Source organism: Serratia sp. CY31944 (genome assembly GCF_052169175.1).
In the GTDB taxonomy this organism is placed as follows: Bacteria; Pseudomonadota; Gammaproteobacteria; order Enterobacterales; family Enterobacteriaceae; genus Serratia; species Serratia sarumanii.
In genome coordinates this window covers 197,302-213,558 of sequence record NZ_JBJNLG010000003.1, presented here as the reverse complement: position 1 = coordinate 213,558, position 16,257 = coordinate 197,302, and the positions used below count along the sequence as shown (strand labels likewise).

At 60.1% G+C, this 16,257-nt stretch carries 13 protein-coding genes; 4 read left to right on the top strand and 9 right to left on the bottom strand.

Going from position 1 to position 16,257, the window contains the following annotated elements; all coding sequences use genetic code 11:
- Nucleotide 1: 1 nt before the first annotated feature.
- From ACJ8IN_RS05045 to ACJ8IN_RS05015, 7 genes are all read right to left on the bottom strand, one after another.
- Complete coding sequence (locus tag ACJ8IN_RS05045) at nucleotides 2–1,381, bottom strand: efflux transporter outer membrane subunit (protein WP_060424017.1); 1,380 nt, start codon at nucleotides 1,379–1,381, stop codon at nucleotides 2–4.
- Nucleotides 1,378–3,330, bottom strand: a complete 1,953-nt coding sequence (locus ACJ8IN_RS05040) for an ABC transporter permease (protein ID WP_060424018.1) — start codon at nucleotides 3,328–3,330, stop codon at nucleotides 1,378–1,380. The genes ACJ8IN_RS05045 and ACJ8IN_RS05040 overlap by 4 nt, the downstream gene beginning before the upstream one ends.
- Nucleotides 3,320–4,447 carry an efflux RND transporter periplasmic adaptor subunit gene (locus ACJ8IN_RS05035; protein ID WP_060424020.1) on the bottom strand — a complete coding sequence of 376 codons (1,128 nt, stop codon included), beginning with the start codon at nucleotides 4,445–4,447 and terminating at the stop codon, nucleotides 3,320–3,322. Before ACJ8IN_RS05035 ends, ACJ8IN_RS05040 begins: the two co-directional genes overlap by 11 nt.
- A 40-nt stretch (nucleotides 4,448–4,487) precedes the next feature.
- Nucleotides 4,488–6,611 (bottom strand): peptidase domain-containing ABC transporter, encoded by a 2,124-nt coding sequence (locus ACJ8IN_RS05030; RefSeq protein WP_060424022.1) that lies wholly within the window; start codon nucleotides 6,609–6,611, stop codon nucleotides 4,488–4,490.
- A gap of 19 nt (nucleotides 6,612–6,630) precedes the next feature.
- A complete protein-coding gene (locus ACJ8IN_RS05025) occupies nucleotides 6,631–7,575 on the bottom strand; it encodes a hypothetical protein (RefSeq protein WP_060424023.1) in 945 nt (314 codons plus the stop codon).
- Nucleotides 7,575–8,240 carry a DsbA family protein gene (locus tag ACJ8IN_RS05020; RefSeq protein WP_033649473.1) on the bottom strand — a complete coding sequence of 222 codons (666 nt, stop codon included), beginning with the start codon at nucleotides 8,238–8,240 and terminating at the stop codon, nucleotides 7,575–7,577. Before ACJ8IN_RS05020 ends, ACJ8IN_RS05025 begins: the two co-directional genes overlap by 1 nt.
- 175 nt (nucleotides 8,241–8,415) lie before the next feature.
- Nucleotides 8,416–8,619 (bottom strand): DUF4762 family protein, encoded by a 204-nt coding sequence (locus ACJ8IN_RS05015; RefSeq protein WP_033635804.1) that lies wholly within the window; start codon nucleotides 8,617–8,619, stop codon nucleotides 8,416–8,418.
- Between the two features lie 427 nt (nucleotides 8,620–9,046).
- Between ACJ8IN_RS05015 and ACJ8IN_RS05010 the strand changes: the two genes are divergently transcribed.
- The 3 genes from ACJ8IN_RS05010 (at nucleotide 9,047) to lldD (ending at nucleotide 13,056) form a co-directional block, all read left to right on the top strand.
- Nucleotides 9,047–9,967 carry a LysR family transcriptional regulator gene (locus tag ACJ8IN_RS05010; RefSeq protein ID WP_033654085.1) on the top strand — a complete coding sequence of 307 codons (921 nt, stop codon included), beginning with the start codon at nucleotides 9,047–9,049 and terminating at the stop codon, nucleotides 9,965–9,967.
- 323 nt (nucleotides 9,968–10,290) lie between these two features.
- Nucleotides 10,291–11,874: an L-lactate permease gene (locus tag ACJ8IN_RS05005; protein ID WP_060424027.1), complete on the top strand. Its 1,584-nt coding sequence runs from the start codon at nucleotides 10,291–10,293 to the stop codon at nucleotides 11,872–11,874.
- A gap of 42 nt (nucleotides 11,875–11,916) precedes the next feature.
- Nucleotides 11,917–13,056 (top strand): FMN-dependent L-lactate dehydrogenase LldD, encoded by a 1,140-nt coding sequence (gene lldD, locus ACJ8IN_RS05000; protein WP_060424028.1) that lies wholly within the window; start codon nucleotides 11,917–11,919, stop codon nucleotides 13,054–13,056.
- 1 nt (nucleotide 13,057) lies between these two features.
- Here lldD and ACJ8IN_RS04995 read toward each other — a convergent pair whose 3' ends face one another.
- A complete protein-coding gene (locus ACJ8IN_RS04995; RefSeq protein WP_060424030.1) occupies nucleotides 13,058–13,867 on the bottom strand; it encodes a MoaF C-terminal domain-containing protein in 810 nt (269 codons plus the stop codon).
- A 36-nt stretch (nucleotides 13,868–13,903) separates the two neighbouring features.
- The gene (locus ACJ8IN_RS04990) at nucleotides 13,904–15,121 is read right to left on the bottom strand and encodes an MFS transporter (protein ID WP_077791400.1); all 1,218 of its coding nucleotides are present in this window, start codon (nucleotides 15,119–15,121) and stop codon (nucleotides 13,904–13,906) included.
- Nucleotides 15,122–15,823: 702 nt separating this feature from the next.
- Here ACJ8IN_RS04990 and ACJ8IN_RS04985 point away from each other — a divergent pair.
- Nucleotides 15,824–16,255, top strand: coding sequence for a VOC family protein (locus ACJ8IN_RS04985; protein ID WP_047570672.1), 432 nt, complete (start codon nucleotides 15,824–15,826; stop codon nucleotides 16,253–16,255).
- Nucleotides 16,256–16,257: the final 2 nt, after the last annotated feature.

Here is a 16,257-nt window from a genome sequence, read left to right as displayed (position 1 = left end):
CTTATTCTCCTTGCCCGGATGCGAAAGCCTCGTTGCCGCCCAGCGCCAGCCAGAGTTGCATCGTGGCGTTCAGATAGCGGAATTGCAGTGCCGACAGCGAATTCTCGCTGGCCAACACCGCCTCTTGCGCATCCAGCAGCGTTTGCAGCGCAACGGAACCAGCCTGGTATTGATGTCGCGCCAACGCCACGGCTTGTCGGCTCATCGCCAGATGCCACCGCTGATTGCCGATTTGCCGCTGTGCTTCCAGGCGTTGTCGCATGGCGTTGTCCACATCGGCCAGCGCACGGTAGACCGCATCGCGAAATTGAATCTCCGCCCGCTGCGCCTGCAACGCCGCTTTGTCGCTGGACAAGCGCATCTTGCGCCATTCGATAAACGGCAGCGTCAACGTGGCGCCCAGCGAGCGAGAAGGTTCACTGAACCACTGGCGGAAAAGTCCGCTGCCGGCATCCAACCCGGCCACCAGGCTCAGCGCCGGATAAAAACTCAATCTTGCCGCCTCGGCACCGGCCAGCGCCGCTCTCAGACGGCGTTCTGCCGCCTGAACATCCGGCCGGCGCGCAATCACCCACGCCGGCTGACGCTGCGCGACAGCTACCTCGTCAAGCGGCAACGAACGCCGTTCGCTATAGCGCAGCAGCGGCGATCGCCCGAACAACAGTGCCAACGAGTTACGCGCATCTTCCCGCTGCCGCTCCAGCTCATGCAGCTGATTCTCTCGCGCCAACAAGCTTTGCTCCGCCTGCAACAGCTCGAATCGGCCAACGTCGCCGGCGGTGTGACGTGCCGCCACCAGCCGCAAAGTTTCACGCGCGATCGCCAGCGCCTGTTGCTGATGGAGGACTTGCTGATTCAAGTCGGCAATCTGCCAGTACCCGCGCGCGGTAGCACCGATCAAGGTCAACGCGGTATTGCGCCGATCCAACTCCGAGGCGACGGCCAGCCATTCGGCCTGTTCGCGAATGCGCGCCAGCTTGCCCCATAAATCCAGTTCATAGCTCAGAGAAAGCCCTGCACGGTAGCTTTCCTGCGGCGTAGACGCGCCCCGCAACGCTCGGGTATTGCGGCCGCTCAGGCTGGCGGTGAAATCCGGCGTCAAGTTGCCCTCCGTTAATCCGGCCTCCAACATGGCCTCGCGCCACTGCAATCCGGCCAGCGCCAAATCCTGATTCGCGATCAGCACGCCATCGATCAGCGAGGAGAGTTGCGGATCATTGAAGTTTTCCCACCAGGCGACGCCCGCCCGCAGCGAACCGGAACGCTCATCGACCACGCGCCACTGCGGCGGCAACGACGGTGGCGCCGTGGCGTCGATCGGCCGCCCTCCGCAGGCGCTCAGCGACAGCATCACCAGCCCGTAAACCCAAAGTCGGCTCATTCTCGCGCCAGCGCCTCCACCGGCTGCAGGCGCGCGGCGGTGCGAGCCGGTAAGAACCCGAACCCGACACCGATCAACGCCGAAAATCCGCAGGCCAGGAGCAACGGCGGCCAGGTAAAGATCATCGTCACCTGCGGCGCCAATCCGCTCAGAACCCCTTTGACCAGCGCGGCGCAGGCGATCCCCAACATGCCTCCCAGGCTGCAGATCACCACCGCCTCAATCAAAAACTGCCGCATAATGTCCTTCTCGGCGGCGCCCACCGCCATTCGAATACCGATCTCATGGGTCCGTTCCGTCACCGAGACCAGCATGATGTTCATCACCCCCACACCGCCCACCAGCAGCGAGATGGCGGCAATCGCGGTAATCAACAGTTGCATGGAGCCTGAGGCGCGCTGAATGGATTGCGTCAGCTGATCGTCGGTCAACGTGAAGAAATCACGCCGCCCGTGTTCTACGATCAAACGCCGGGTCGCATCCCGTCCTGCCTCTTCCAGCGTCAGTTTTTCATTCACTCGCATCACAATGGATTCCAGCGGCATATCGCCGGCGATGCGGCCGGTCAGGGAGGTATAGGGCAGCCAGGCAAGCGGTTGAGAGCCGGCGTATTGAGCGCCGCGGCGCTGCGCGACGCCGATCACCCGATAAGGCACGCCCGCGATCAGCACTACCGCGCCTATAGGGTCTTGCCGGGAAGCAAACAGCGCCTGTTTCAGCAAGGGATCAATCACCGCTACCGGTGCGCGCTCACTCAGATCCTGCGCGGTAAACAGGCCGCCGGAAAGCAGGCGAATGCCCTGCGTGCGGAAATACCCTTCGCCGACGCCCATCACGGCAAGCGGCACCTGTTTGCCTTCGCGAACGGCCAGCAGTTGGGTGCCGATCACCGGCGAAACGCTGTCGACGTAAGGCAGCGCCGCCAATAATGCGGCATCCCACTCGCTCAGCGAGCGCGCAAGGTCGGGCCGCGGTTTCTCCCACCCGAGGCCTGGGCGAATCTCCAGCGTGCTGGTGCCAAGCTGGCTGATTTCCTTGAGAATATTACGCCGCGTGCCTTCTCCGATGGCGATGGCGGAGACCACCGCCGCAATGCCGATAATGATGCCGAGCATCGATAGCAATGCCCGGACCCGGTGCCCCAGCAATGCCCGCCAGGCCATGCCGACGGCCTCTTTCAACGCCGCGCCCGGCGCCATGCGTTTCAGCGGCGCCGCCAGCGGTCGCTCGAACGTAGAAAGATGTCGGGAGGCTTCATGGCGACGATCCGCCACGATCTCGCCGTCGCCGATCTCAATGATCCGCCGCGCCTGTTCGGCGATCCGCCGATCGTGTGTCACGATGACGACGGTATGCCCGATAGCGTTCAGCTCGTGCAAAATGGTCATTAACGCCTGACCGCTGGCGCTATCCAGCGCACCTGTCGGTTCGTCGGCCAAAATAATTTCCGCGCCGTTCATCAGGGCGCGAGCAATACTGACCCGCTGCTGTTGCCCACCGGAAAGCTGCGCCGGACGATGACCGCCGCGCTGCGCCAACCCGAGCCGGGCCAGCAAATGCGCTGCCCGCAGGCGGCGTTCGGCGGCCGGCATGGCGGTATACAACGCCGGGATCGCCACATTCTCACCGGCGGTCAGATAGGGCATCAGGTGATAGCGCTGGAAGATAAAGCCGATATGCCGACTGCGAAGCTGCGCCAGGCGATCGGCGTCGGCTTGCCCAATAGCCACCCCGTTGATGTGCACGTCGCCCTGAGAAGGTTTGTCCAGACAGCCGATGATGTTCATCAACGTCGATTTCCCGGAACCGGAGGCGCCGACGATAGCGACCATTTCCCCCCGTTGAATGCTCAGGGAAATGCGCTTGAGGACCGCAATTTTCTGCTCCCCCGCCTGAAACTCGCGCGAGACGTTATCCAACGCAATGATGGGAGCGGTGTTAACTGACATCAGCGCCCTCCTCCACATCAGGCTGTTGCTCCAGCAGCACCTGCTCTCCTGCGTTCAGCCCTTCCAACACTTCGGCATAGCGGCGATCGCGGGTACCGATACGCACGCGGCGCACCACCGTTTGCCCGCCTTCCAGCACCTTGACCTGATAGCTTCCTTCATCCAATGCCGCGCCCAGCGCAGCCATCGGTACCCGCACCACCCCCTGTGCGCGTTCGGTCATGATGAATACCTGCGCCGTCATCGAGGTGCGCAATCGACGCTCGCCGTTGGCGACGGCAAACACGCCGTTGTAATACACCGCCGCCGTTTGCTGGCTTGAGTTCCTGCCCAGCGGGTCGGTTTCCAGCGCCTCCGCCGGCGCCTGCTGTATCGCCCCCATGGCCCCCTCATATCGGCGGCTGGGATCGGCGGCGACGTAAAACCACAGCGGCTGCCCCGTCTTCACCTGCAAGATGTCATTTTCCGATATGCGGGTATGCACCATCATGGTATCCACGTCTGCCATCACCAAAATGGTCGGCGCGCTTTGCGACGAGACGATGGTTTGCCCTTCCTGGGTAACGATGCCCAGCACCTCGCCGTCGATAGGGGCGGTAATACGGGTAAAAGCCAGATTGGCCCTGGCGGTTTCCTGCGCCACTTCGGCCTGGACGATCTGCGACTCGTTCACTTTCAACTGCGCCAGTTGCGCGTCGTGCTGCGCCTGCGCTTTTTCCAAATCGCTGGCCACGCCGGCGCGGTCTCGCGCCAGCGCTCTTTGCCGCTTCAGCTCCAGCTGATACTGCTTCAGCTGTGCCTGGCTCGCCAGTTTCTGCGCCTGCGCGCTGCGTAATTCAGCCTGTGACTTGCGCAGCTCGTTAAGCTGCAGCGTCGGATCGATCTCGGCCAACAGCTGCCCCTGGATCACTCTGTCACCCTGTTTGACATACAGTTTTTTCAACTGCCCGTTGACCTGCGCGCCCACGTTCACCTGCCGAAGCGGTTTCAGAATCCCGGTCGCCAACACGCTTTTTTCGATGTCCCCGCGCTCGACGCGCGCCGTTTGCGGTGGTTGCGTGTCAGGGGGCCGATTCAGCAACGACAGCCAGCCAAGCAACGCCGCCAAAACGACCATCGCCAACGCCACTCGCCGCCAGCGTCTCTTTCCGGGCACCTCACTCCACCTCTGCACAATCATTCTTCCTGGCGTCGTCGGTGGATTCAGGCACCAGCCGCCCCTGCGACATGCGCAAGACCCGATCGAATAACGGCAACAGCCGCGGATTATGGGTGACCGTCACCAGGGTTTTACGGTTTTCACGGCAATGCGCCACCAGAGCCGACATCACCGCCGCCGCGGTCTTTTCATCCAGATTCGCCGTCGGTTCGTCCAGCACCAACACCGGGCAACGGCTGTACATGGCGCGCGCCAGCAACAGACGCTGCCGCTGCCCCAGCGACAGCCCGGCATGGCTCTCCCGCACCAGGGCGTTCACGCCCCCCGGCAGCTGCGCCACCGCGTCCGCCAGCCCCAAACTGCGCAACGCCTGTTCCACCTGCCGTTGCTGGCCCGGCGCCGACGGCGCGAACAGCGTGATGTTCTGCAACACCGAGGCGTTGAACAGAATGTCCTCCTGGCTTTGCAGGAAGAACAGCCGCTGCGCGGCGGCACTTGCCAGTACGCGCCCATCCAGCGTCAGCTCCCCCTGCTGCGGCGTCAGCAGGCAGGCGAGCACCTTCAGCAACGTGCTCTTGCCCGCGCCGGAACCGCCGCAAATGGCGATGCACTCGCCACGCTCCAGCGTCAGCGACAAATCGCGCAACACCGGTTGACCAGCGTCGTAAGCGAAGGCCACCCCCCGATACGCCAACCGCGCGTCAAAATGGCTCACGCTTTCGTCCGCAGACTGGGCCCGAGCGGATACCGCAGGAAACAGATCCCGCGCGCGTTCATCGATGACGTGCAGCTGGTTTTTCTGCAAAACGGCAAAAAAGATCTTGCTGCTGTACGAAGTAAAGATTTCGCGCAAAAAGCTGTAGGCGAAGAATGCCCCCAGACTGAGCTCGCCCTCCTTGAGCAGCGGCAACGCCAGCAGCATGAACAACACCATCTCCAGACTGCCGATCAGCTGGTAAATGCTGCCTTTTATCTGTTCATAGATCTTTTGCTGCTGCAGGCAATTGAACAGCGAGCGGGCATGTTCGGCGAACCCTTCCTGCCGCTGGCCGGCCAGGCCGGCTGATTTGATGGTCGAAAACCCCTGGATGGTTTCCAGGATGAAGTCATTTTGCACCGCGCCTCGCACCTGCAGCTGCTGGGTGTAATGCCGATCGCGGTAGATGGCCCATACGCTGACCGCCCCCATCAGCAGCACGCCGACAACCGGCACCAGCGCCAGCATCGGGCTCAGGTAGCACATCACCGCCAGCGCGATAGCGCCGATGATCCAGTCGGTGCGCAGGCCGTTGTCCAGTTCGATTTTCTGGCCGGCGGCCATCTGCCAACTGGTGAAACGGCTGAAGATCTCGCCGGGGGCGCGCTTGCTGAAGAAATTGAGTGAGTTTTCCAGCAGGCGAGAAAAACCGGCGGCGCCGTGCAACAACACGAAATTTTTGATGAAGCGTTCGGTGAGGGTGCGCGCAATCAGCGCCAACGCCGTGGACGCCACAAACGCCAGCAGATAATAGGCGTAGGGGAACGCGACCTCGCCGGCCATGGCGAACACCTGATTGATCGCGCTGGCGACCATCATCGGCATGATGAACAGCGTCAGTGAGATAAAAAACGTCATCGCCGCCAGGCGATAGATGCCGGCGATGCCGGCGGTATCCTTCAGGCTTAAGCTGGCGAAAGCGCGGCGGCGGTGGCTGCGCCGGGCCGGGACGGTGGCCGGCAAATCATCGCGATCCAGCACCAACGCATAACCGCTGATTTCCGCTTTCAGGGCAGCATACGGCAGCAGCTGCTGCCCCAACGCCGGGTTCATTACGCACACGTACCCCCCCTGGCGATACGCCAATAACACATAGTGGCCCGCGCCGTAATGCAAAATGGCCGGTAACGGCAGCGCCGCCAGATCCCGGTGCTCGAACGCCACCGGATAAGCCGGTAGCGCCAGCTCTCCCAAAATGGCGCACAGCGTCGCCAGCGAAGTGCCGTGCTGCGAAGCGGGATAACGCTCCCGCAGCTCCGTCAACGGTGCGCGAATGCCCTGAGTTTCCGCCAGCATGGCGATGCAGGCCAGCCCGCACTCATTGATTTCGCTCTGCAAGACCGGCGTAGGAAGGGTGTTTTCCATACGTTGTGATATCCCTGACTTATTCGTTAATAAAAAATAAAGAGTGCGAATGCCATAGCAACCAATCATCCGCATGCCGCCGGAGGGTTCGCTCGACGATCGCCGGCATGGCGCGGCCGACCCGATCTGCGGCGACAGGTTCTTCAATGTGAATGCGGATGCCGCGATCGAAATAAAGCGAATAGAACACCACCTGAGCCCGCAACGCCCGGGACAGCCGAACGATGCCGCTGTGCAAATGCGCCGGCCGGCCGAACAGATGGCAGGCCAATTTGGCCGCCACATCCTGATTGCTGTGCAGGGTGTAATCCGGCGTGATATCGGGGAAGAGGATGATGTTGCGCCTATGTTCCGCCGCTTCCAGCATCGCCTGCGACAAGGTGCCGGCGATGTGCCGCGGATCGTCGTGAATCGAGCAATAGTCGAGCCGCTGCCGCCATTCGTCTTCCGGCGATCGCTGCGCAAACGCCTGCACATCGCCGGAAACGATCACCGTGGCCCGCCCGGGATAAACGCCCGCGCCGACCAGCGTCGCCAACACGTCGGAGACCGTATGCATCGGCGCCAGCAGCACCGGCACGCCCGCGCGATGCAGCGGTTCCACGACCTGATCAAGCTGCGCGGAACAGTGCGCCAAATGGCTCATCAACGCCGCATTGCGGGCAGAGACCGCCGCCATGTCCAGCCACTGCCGCCGCTGCATCAGCCAGGCGAAGTCCAGCTTGCCTTCACCCAACAGGCTTTGGCGGTTCGCCAGCGCTACCGCATGCCGGTGGCGAAAGCGGCGCTGCGGCCTGCTTCCCCTCAACCGCCGGCGCACCGCCAGCCACAGGCGATAGTCCACGCGCCGCAGCAGGGCACACGTCAGGCGGTTGCCCATCCCGGCACCGGCAGCCGATAAGCGGGCCATCGCGTCCAGGCCGTTGCGCCAGGCCAAATACCCCCGAACCGCGAGCAGGCGCATCAGGGGGCCAGCGGTTTATCGTGCTGCAACAGCGACAGCAACTGCCGGCTGAAAGCGGAAAACTCGCGATCTTGCAGCGCCAGCCATTTGCGATTGACGATAAAACTGGGGGTCGCGTTGATCTGGTAATAGCGGCTCACCGCCGTCATATGCGCCAACAACGCCTTGACCCGCTCTGACTCTCTGGCCTGCCGATAGGCAGCCTCATCGATACCGTTGGCCGTCAGCCAGGCGCTGAGCTGCTTGTCGTCCGCCAGGTTGAGGTTTTCTTTGATAATGGCGCGATAAGCGGCGGGGCGATGCTGTGCTTCGATCCCCATGATCGTCAGCGTGGCGAACAGGGGCGCAAAGGCCGCCATGCCGGCTTGACTGTCGTCACTGAGGTGCAAGCGCACCAATTTGGCGCCCGCCGGCAAACGTTTTTCCAGCTCTGCCACGCCGCTTTCGTTGACTTCACAATAGTGGCAGGCGTAAGAGAAGACTTCGACAATGGTATTATCGTCTTGCAACGGGCTTTGTTCGATTTTTTCCGGGGAGATAAAACTCAGGCTTTCCGCCTCCGCCGGTTGCATGACGTAATGTTGAAAATAAAATGCGGTCAAAAAAGAAGAGGCAAAAATAATAACGAGCGTGTAGCCGATAAAAAGCAAGGGACGTTTATACATAACGGACGCATCCTGCGCATATATTAATATTCACCCAGCAGAGTGAATACATGAAAAAGAGTTAATGCCGTAAATAATGAGAACGTAAGACGACTTTTTCGCCGGTATCAGGCGGGACAGCGCGAACGCTGCCCGCCTGCCCACCGCTAATCTAAATGCAGGGGGTCAACCCGCATCAGCTTGGCGTGGTTGGGTTAGACGGGCAGCTTGCTACCGGCGCCGGGTAATAAGACTTCTGTACGCCACCGAATTTGTTCGCACAGGTTTTCACCAGCTGGCAGGTGCGGTTGTTGCCGCTGCCCACCCAGGCAAATTCCTTGGTACAAACAAAAGTACCGCCGACGATGTTTTCCGCTTCTGACAGATTGATTTTTTTCATTACAATATCCTTATTTATATTAAAACATAAACACACTACCCATTACCCTGTCGGCAGACAGAGCAATCCTTCAATACGTTTCAAAACTATTTAACCAATAACAATGAGAGCGCTTCGGGAAAAAGCATAGCCATCCCAAACGAGCAGATCAATACAATTATTTACACTGCAAGTTAAAGTTAATCGAATAAGTAACGCTCGATTACAGGACTATTCCAATTTAAATAAGACTAAAAACAAGAAAAGTAGACTAAAACCGGTTACAGCAAGAAAAATAAAAAAGGATAATTCTCAGTAAAATGAAAAAACAAATAAGAAAAATTCAGATCCGACCAGTTGGTGACGACGTGCGACACGCTGAAAAGATTGCTTCCTGGCGCGCCGGATTTACACTGGGACAAAAGGACTCTCACTCTACAGGATGCCCATGCTCGCCACCCACGAATACGCCAACGACCTGATTCTGTTCGCCCTGATCGTCGACTGCGGCTCGTTCAGCAAGGCCGCGGAGAGCGCCGGCATCACCAGCTCGGTGGTCAGTAAACGCATCGGGCGGCTGGAAAAATCGCTGGGCGCCCGTCTGCTGTACCGCACCACGCGCAGCCTGACGCTGACCGAAAGCGGCCAGGCGCTCTACCAGCAGGCCAAAGAGATTGGCGCCAAAGTGCAGGAGGCGCTGTACGCCGTCAGCGAAAAGAGCGAAGAGTTGACCGGCACCATTCGCATGTCGGTGCCGACCATTTCGGGCGAGCTGCTGCTGAGCGAGAGCGTGGCGGAATTTTGCGCTCTGCATCCCAGCCTGAAAGTCGAGATGCGGCTGGAAAATCGCTTTGCCGATCTGGTGGAAGAAGGCATCGATCTGGCGATCCGCACCGGCACCATGCCGGATTCGAGCCTGATTGCCCGGCCGATCTTCGATTCCCGCTGGGTGATCGTCTGCTCGCCGGGGTATCTGGAAAGCCACCCGGAACCGCGCTGCGCCGAAGACCTGCTCGGCCACAACTGTCTGACCTACACCTATCAGGAGAGCGGCACCGCCAACTGGCTGATGAAGCGGCCGGGGCGCAACGACATCTACGAGCTGCAGGTTAACGGCAACCTGTCGGCCAACAATGCGCGGGCGATCCGCAAAGCGGTGATCGGCGGCCACGGCATCGCCATGGTGCCACGCTGCATGGTGTATGAAGATTTGCAGGACGGCAAACTGACGGAGATCCTGGCCGGCCACTGCGGCAAGGTATTGGGCATTTACGCCGTCTATCCTTACACCCGCAATCTGCCGTTAAAAACCCGTCTGCTGATCGAGCATATCATCGGTTCCTACCAAAATATCAGCCACTATTTTTGAATTTTCCTCGCTGATTATTTCCCCGCGGCCGCAAAAGGCCGCGGAGATTACGGCATTTTTGGACATAATCTATTGAACATTACCGCTTAATTAATGTGAGCCTGCGCATTCATCACACAATAATACTTTCTATCAATCTGATTTTTAAGCAGTTAATTCATCCCCTTCTACCGGCCAATTTTCCACCGCCGGCGCCGTTCGCCGATGTTAAAAAAATACCGCATGGCATCGTCGTCGACGTTGTGATTAGAATGAAAATGTTGCGCTAATTAACCTTTCAGCTACATATCTCTGCCCATAAAAATAATAACCCTGAGGATCTTATGCCCCTGTTTTTCAGTATTGCGCCCATCGTCCTGCTGATTTGGATGATGACCAAAAGGAATGGCGTGCCCTCTTATCTCGCCCTGCCGCTGACGGCCGCCGTGGTCTACGCCGTACAGCTCCTGTGGTTCGATGCCTCGCTGCGGCTGCTGCATGCCAATATCATCACCGCGCTGGTATCGACGCTGACGCCGATCACCATCATCGCCGGCGCCATCCTGCTCAACAAACTGATGCAGGTAAGCGGCGCGGAGAACGTGGTGCGCCGCTGGCTGGAAACCATCAGCCCCAATCCCGTGGCCCAGCTGATGATTATCGGCTGGGCGTTCGCCTTTATGATTGAGGGCGCCAGCGGCTTCGGCACCCCGGCCGCCATCGCCGCGCCGATTCTGGTCGGGCTGGGCTTCAACCCGCTGCGCGTCGCCCTGCTGACACTGGTGATGAACTCGGTGCCGGTCTCCTTCGGCGCCGTGGGCACCCCCACCTGGTTCGGCTTTGCCAACCTCGGCCTGTCGGACGCCAGCCTGCTGGAGATCGGCCGGCAGACCGCGCTGATCCATTTTGTCGCCGGCTTCGTCATTCCTCTGCTGGCGCTGCGCTTTATCGTTTCCTGGCAGGATATCCGCCGCAACCTGCCGTTTATCCTGCTCAGCGTGCTGAGCTGCACCCTGCCCTATCTGCTGCTGGCCCAGGTGAACTATGAATTCCCGGCGCTGGTCGGCGGCGCCATCGGCCTGGCGCTGTCGGTGCTGCTGGCACGCGGCGGCATCGGCCTCGCCCGCAGCGACAAACCGCAGAGCGCCGGGCAGGCGGTGCCGTTCATGCAGGTGGTCAAGGCCATGACCCCAACCCTGCTGCTGATTGCTATCCTGATAGTGACGCGCGTCCACCAGCTGGGCCTTAAAGCCTTGCTCAACAACACCGCGCTGCTGTGGCAGGAAAACCTCGGCTGGCTCGGGGAGCTGCGCATCAGCCGGGCGCTGATCGTCGAACTGCAGCAGGTGCTGGGCACCTCCGCCGCCGCCGGCTACAAAACGCTGTATGTCCCGGCGCTGATCCCGTTCCTGCTGGTGGTGCTGCTGTGTATTCCGCTGTTCCGTCTGAATGGCGGCCAGGTGCGGCAAATGTTCAGCGAAACCGGCGGGCGCATCGCGCGGCCCTTTATCGCCCTGTTCGGCGCGCTGGTGATGGTCAACCTGATGATGCAGGGCGGCGACAACGCGCCGGTGATCCTGATCGGTAAAGCACTGGCGGCGCTGACCGGCGAGAGCTGGCTGCTGTTCTCTTCGTTCCTCGGCGCGCTGGGATCGTTCTTCTCCGGTTCCAATACCGTTTCGAACCTGACGTTCGGCGGCATTCAGCAATCGATCGCCCAGAGCAGTGGCCTTGACGTCAACCTGACGCTGGCCTTGCAGTCCGTCGGCGGCGCCATGGGCAATATGGTGTGCCTGAACAACATTATCGCGGTCTGTTCGATCCTCGGGATCGGTAACGCCGAAGGCAAAATCATCAGAAAGACCGTACTGCCGATGCTGGCGTACGGCGGGATTGCGGCCGGTATGGCGGCGATCCTCACGCTCTGACTAACCACTCGTTATCGCAAGCAAGACAAGAAGGTAAACACTATGATCATCTCCGCGTCAACCGACTACCGGGCCGCCGCCCAGGCCAAACTGCCGCCGTTTCTGTTTCACTACATCGACGGCGGGGCCTACGCGGAGCATACGCTGAAGCGCAATACCGCAGATCTGGCCGATATTGCCCTGCGCCAGCGCGTGCTGCGCAATATGTCCGAACTCAGCCTGCAGACCACGCTGTTCGGCGAGCAGCTGGCGATGCCGGTGGCGCTGGGACCGGTAGGGTTGACCGGCATGTACGCCCGCCGCGGCGAAGTGCAGGCCGCGCGCGCCGCGGCCAAAAAAGGCATTCCGTTCACGCTGTCCACCGTGTCGGTCTGCCCGATCGAAGAGGTGGCGCCGGCGATCGATCGGCCGATGTGGTTCCAGCTCTACGTGCTGAAAGATCGCGGCTTTATGCGCAATGCGCTGGAGCGCGCCAAGGCCGCCGGCGTGAAAACGCTGGTGTTCACCGTCGACATGCCGGTGCCCGGCGCCCGTTACCGCGACGCCCACTCGGGGATGAGCGGCCCTAACGCCGCCCTGCGCCGCGTGCTGCAGGCGTTTGCGCATCCGCAGTGGGCCTGGGATGTCGGCCTGCTCGGCAAGCCGCACGATCTGGGCAACGTCTCGGCCTACCGCGGCAAACCGACCAGCCTGGAAGACTACATCGGCTGGCTGGGCGCCAACTTCGATCCGTCGATTTCCTGGAAAGATCTGGAGTGGATCCGTGAATTCTGGGACGGCCCGATGATCATCAAAGGCATTCTCGATCCGGAAGACGCCAAAGACGCGGTGCGCTTCGGCGCCGACGGCATCATCGTCTCCAACCACGGCGGCCGCCAGCTGGACGGCGTGCTGTCGACCGCGCGCGCCATGCCGGCGATCGCCGACGCGGTGAAAGGCGACATTACCCTGCTGGCCGACTCCGGCATCCGCAGCGGCCTGGACGTAGTGCGCATGATCGCGCTGGGCGCCGACACCGTGCTGCTGGGGCGCGCCTTCGTCTATGCGCTGGCGGCGGCCGGCGAAGCCGGGGTGGCTAACTTGCTGGATCTGATCGACAAGGAAATGCGCGTCGCCATGACGCTCACCGGCGCGAAAACCATCGCGGATATCAACGCCGGATCGCTGGTCAGAAACGCCTGAATCAAAGCGGCTGCACGCCTTCCGGGTAGGCGTTATAGCTCATCTTGCTGATGAAGGCACCGGCCGGTGACACCAACACCCGGCCGGCGGCGTCCAGCCCGAGGAAGGTGCCAGTGCAGCGCCCGGAAATAAAGTCGAAGAAGAACACCGAGCACACCGGGATGATCTTTTCCCGGAAGGTGAACAGGAACATCTCGTCCTCAAACTTGTAGTAGGTGGCGTAGTCCATGTCGCCGTGGCCGAATTGTTCGCCGCGCAGGTTTTGCCAGGCGTAGCGCTCGGTGTTGACATAGAAATGTTCGTAATAGTGGTTGGGGCTGTAGACGTTCAGCGTGCGATAGCCGATCAGCTCGCGAGTCAGATGGGGCGCGACGCCACCCGGCGTGGCGCCGACAATCCGGCCGACGTGGAAGCTTTGCTTGAGGCGGGACCTCTTTTCCACCGTCTGTTCCGGCAACAGCGTGCTGCGCACCAGCAGCGCCCGGCCGCTGTCACGATTGAGTACCAGCGTCAGGCACTCGTTGCCCGGCGACTGCAGCGGAATATTGAAGAAATAGCGCGCGGCGGAGGTTTGCACCTCTTCGTAAGCGTCCTCGCCGTTCTCCCCGCCCCAGGCCCACAGCACCCGCTGCCGATCGGCGCTGAAGCGCAACGTGATTTCCCCGCTGCTTTCAAAAGCGATCTGCAGCGTTTTGCCGCGCCAATCCTGGGTGCCCGGCAGTCGGTTAGTGTCGATACCGCGCGCAAAATCGTCGTAATTCTTCCAGTCCGGTTCGGCATTCTGATTCAGTACGGATTGTTCTGCTGACATCTTCGCTCTCCTTGATTGAATGGGATGAAAACCGCCTCAAACGTCGGCGACGCCCGCCGGTTTCACCGCTCTGCGACTCACCACCGCAGGTGCAGTTTCATCGAGAAAACAACTCAGTACGCCGGCGCACACGGCGCCGGTAGCCGCCAGCCACATCACGCTGACCAGCCCATAGCGATCGGCGATCAGCCCGGCGATAAACGGCGCCAGACAGCCGCCAATCACCTCGCCAATCCCCATCACCAGCCCCAACGCGGTCGCGATGCGGGCCGGCGACACCGTTTCAGACGGGATGGTAGCCATAAACAGCGTGAAGCAGCCAAGGCCGGTATAAGACAGGAACACCAGCACGCCCAGCAGCCACGGGTTATCGACGTAGCTGAGGAACAGCGGGCAGCACACCGCCAGCAGCGAAAAGAAGATCAGCGTCGGCTTGCGGCCAAGGCGATCGGAAATCGCCGGCACCGCCACGCCCCAAAACACCCAGGCAGCGCCGATGGCGCTCATGATGCCGCCCATCGTGCCCTCGCTGAAGCCACGGTCGGTCACCAAAAAGTTGGGGGTGAAGGTAATGATGATCATGAACCAGGTGACGAACACGCAGGAGATCAGAATGCACAGCGCTACGTTCTTGATTTTAAACAGCTCGCCGTAAGCGCCTTTGTTCGCCGCCTTGTCGGCCGCCGGCGCGGCGCTGAAAGCGGGATCCTTCTTGCCGTTCACATAACGATAGATCAGCCACGCCAGAATGATGCCCGGCACGGCGGTCAGGTGAAACGCCATGCTCCAGCCCCACTTCTGCGCCAGATAGATGATCAGCGGCGGCGCGATAATACCGCCCAACAATCCCGGCGCCGCCCCCTGGATCAGCCCCATATTGAAGCCGCGGCGCTGCGGCTGCGATTTTTCCACCATCAGCGATTGCGCGATCGGCAGCACCGGCCCTTCGGCGATCCCCATCAGCGCGCGGAAGATCAATAACATGGCAAAGCCGCTGACCAGCCCCGACAGCGCGGAGAACAGTGAAAACACCAGGATCGACAGGATCAGCATCGGTTTGCGGATATTAAAGCGATCGGCAATCGCCCCCAGCCCCGCGCCAGATAGCGCCCAGGTCAATGCCAGCACCGCCGACAGCGTGCCAAGATGCACGTTGCTCAGCTTCAAATCGGCGGCAATCATCGGAAACAGAAAAGAGATGGTCAGACGATCGACGAACACGCAGCCGAAAACGAAAAACAAAATGATCAGCAATCGGTTCTCTTCGCTCAATCGCGAGCGCTGTCCTGGCGAATTATTCATAGCGTCATTGGTCCATAAGTTAACTTATAAATGGCGAGCGGCCATGGCATAAGTCGGTTGAGCGCTCGGCCAAGAGAGATATTGGCCATCGGTCACGATAACAACTCATTAACATGTTAATGATATAAACTTATCTCAAGCTACGGGCATGTCAAACAGCCGTTGAAAACGGTGACGGAGAGGCAATTCAGGTATTTTTCACAGAACGCGAATGACATGAAAATAAATCAACATTCTGTTTTTACTGATTTAAATAAAATTAAGCGGCACTTTTTACTTTTATCGAAAAAGCCAAAACGCGCTGATTTATAAACAGGTTAATAAATAAAACTTAACTCCTGCTTATAAATGGACGGCATTTCCCTTTTCATCAGCCGCATTACCCCGCCCTCTTTATTATTTGAATCCGTTTGCTTTATAGCGGCTATAACGAGAACCATTAACTCCATTGTGTTAATCAATAATCACGCAATGACATTATCAATGCTGAATAATAATAAAAGCGCAGGCCGTGACAGGAATCACAAACAGACCGCCCCTTAACGCCCTGGTAGCGGGTTATTACCGGCGCGGCTAGCTTATGCCAACTCGATCCAACCCCGGATGGGAAAACAACGGCATGATAAGCGGCAGGCAACGAGCAAGGAGATGAACATGACGACAGCACTGACAAAAGCCGGTTTCTGGCGCAAAACCGCCGACTCTTCATCGCTGCGTGAGCCGCGCGTGCTGATTCGGGTCTACGTTGGCGAAGGCGAAATCGACCGCGCCATCGCGTTTTACGAGCAGTTGCACGGCGTAACGGCGGACATGCGCTTCGATTTTCCCGAGCATCGGCTGGTATTGGCGGCGGTGGGGCCGTTTCTGATCCTGGAAGGGGCGGAAGAGCAGTTGCGCCTTTTCCGCAGCACCGTCGGCACGCTGCTGGTCGATGACATTTATCCCTACCACCAGCGGCTGCTGGCCGCCGGCGCCGAGATTTTCTTCGGCCCGGTGGAGGTGCCCACCGGCGCCTGTTTCAATGCGCGCCTGCCGGACGGCACGATTGTCGAGTACGTGCATCACCGGCCGCGCGCGGGCGAATAAAC

Coding starts and splice junctions, on each gene's coding strand:
- ACJ8IN_RS05045 (WP_060424017.1), bottom strand. CDS start 1,381: ATGAGCCGACTTTGGGTTTACGGGCTGGTGATGCTGTCGCTGAGCGCC.
- ACJ8IN_RS05040 (WP_060424018.1), bottom strand. CDS start 3,330: ATGTCAGTTAACACCGCTCCCATCATTGCGTTGGATAACGTCTCGCGC.
- ACJ8IN_RS05035 (WP_060424020.1), bottom strand. CDS start 4,447: ATGGTCGTTTTGGCGGCGTTGCTTGGCTGGCTGTCGTTGCTGAATCGG.
- ACJ8IN_RS05030 (WP_060424022.1), bottom strand. CDS start 6,611: ATGGAAAACACCCTTCCTACGCCGGTCTTGCAGAGCGAAATCAATGAG.
- ACJ8IN_RS05025 (WP_060424023.1), bottom strand. CDS start 7,575: ATGCGCCTGCTCGCGGTTCGGGGGTATTTGGCCTGGCGCAACGGCCTG.
- ACJ8IN_RS05020 (WP_033649473.1), bottom strand. CDS start 8,240: ATGTATAAACGTCCCTTGCTTTTTATCGGCTACACGCTCGTTATTATT.
- ACJ8IN_RS05015 (WP_033635804.1), bottom strand. CDS start 8,619: ATGAAAAAAATCAATCTGTCAGAAGCGGAAAACATCGTCGGCGGTACT.
- ACJ8IN_RS05010 (WP_033654085.1), top strand. CDS start 9,047: ATGCTCGCCACCCACGAATACGCCAACGACCTGATTCTGTTCGCCCTG.
- ACJ8IN_RS05005 (WP_060424027.1), top strand. CDS start 10,291: ATGCCCCTGTTTTTCAGTATTGCGCCCATCGTCCTGCTGATTTGGATG.
- lldD (WP_060424028.1), top strand. CDS start 11,917: ATGATCATCTCCGCGTCAACCGACTACCGGGCCGCCGCCCAGGCCAAA.
- ACJ8IN_RS04995 (WP_060424030.1), bottom strand. CDS start 13,867: ATGTCAGCAGAACAATCCGTACTGAATCAGAATGCCGAACCGGACTGG.
- ACJ8IN_RS04985 (WP_047570672.1), top strand. CDS start 15,824: ATGACGACAGCACTGACAAAAGCCGGTTTCTGGCGCAAAACCGCCGAC.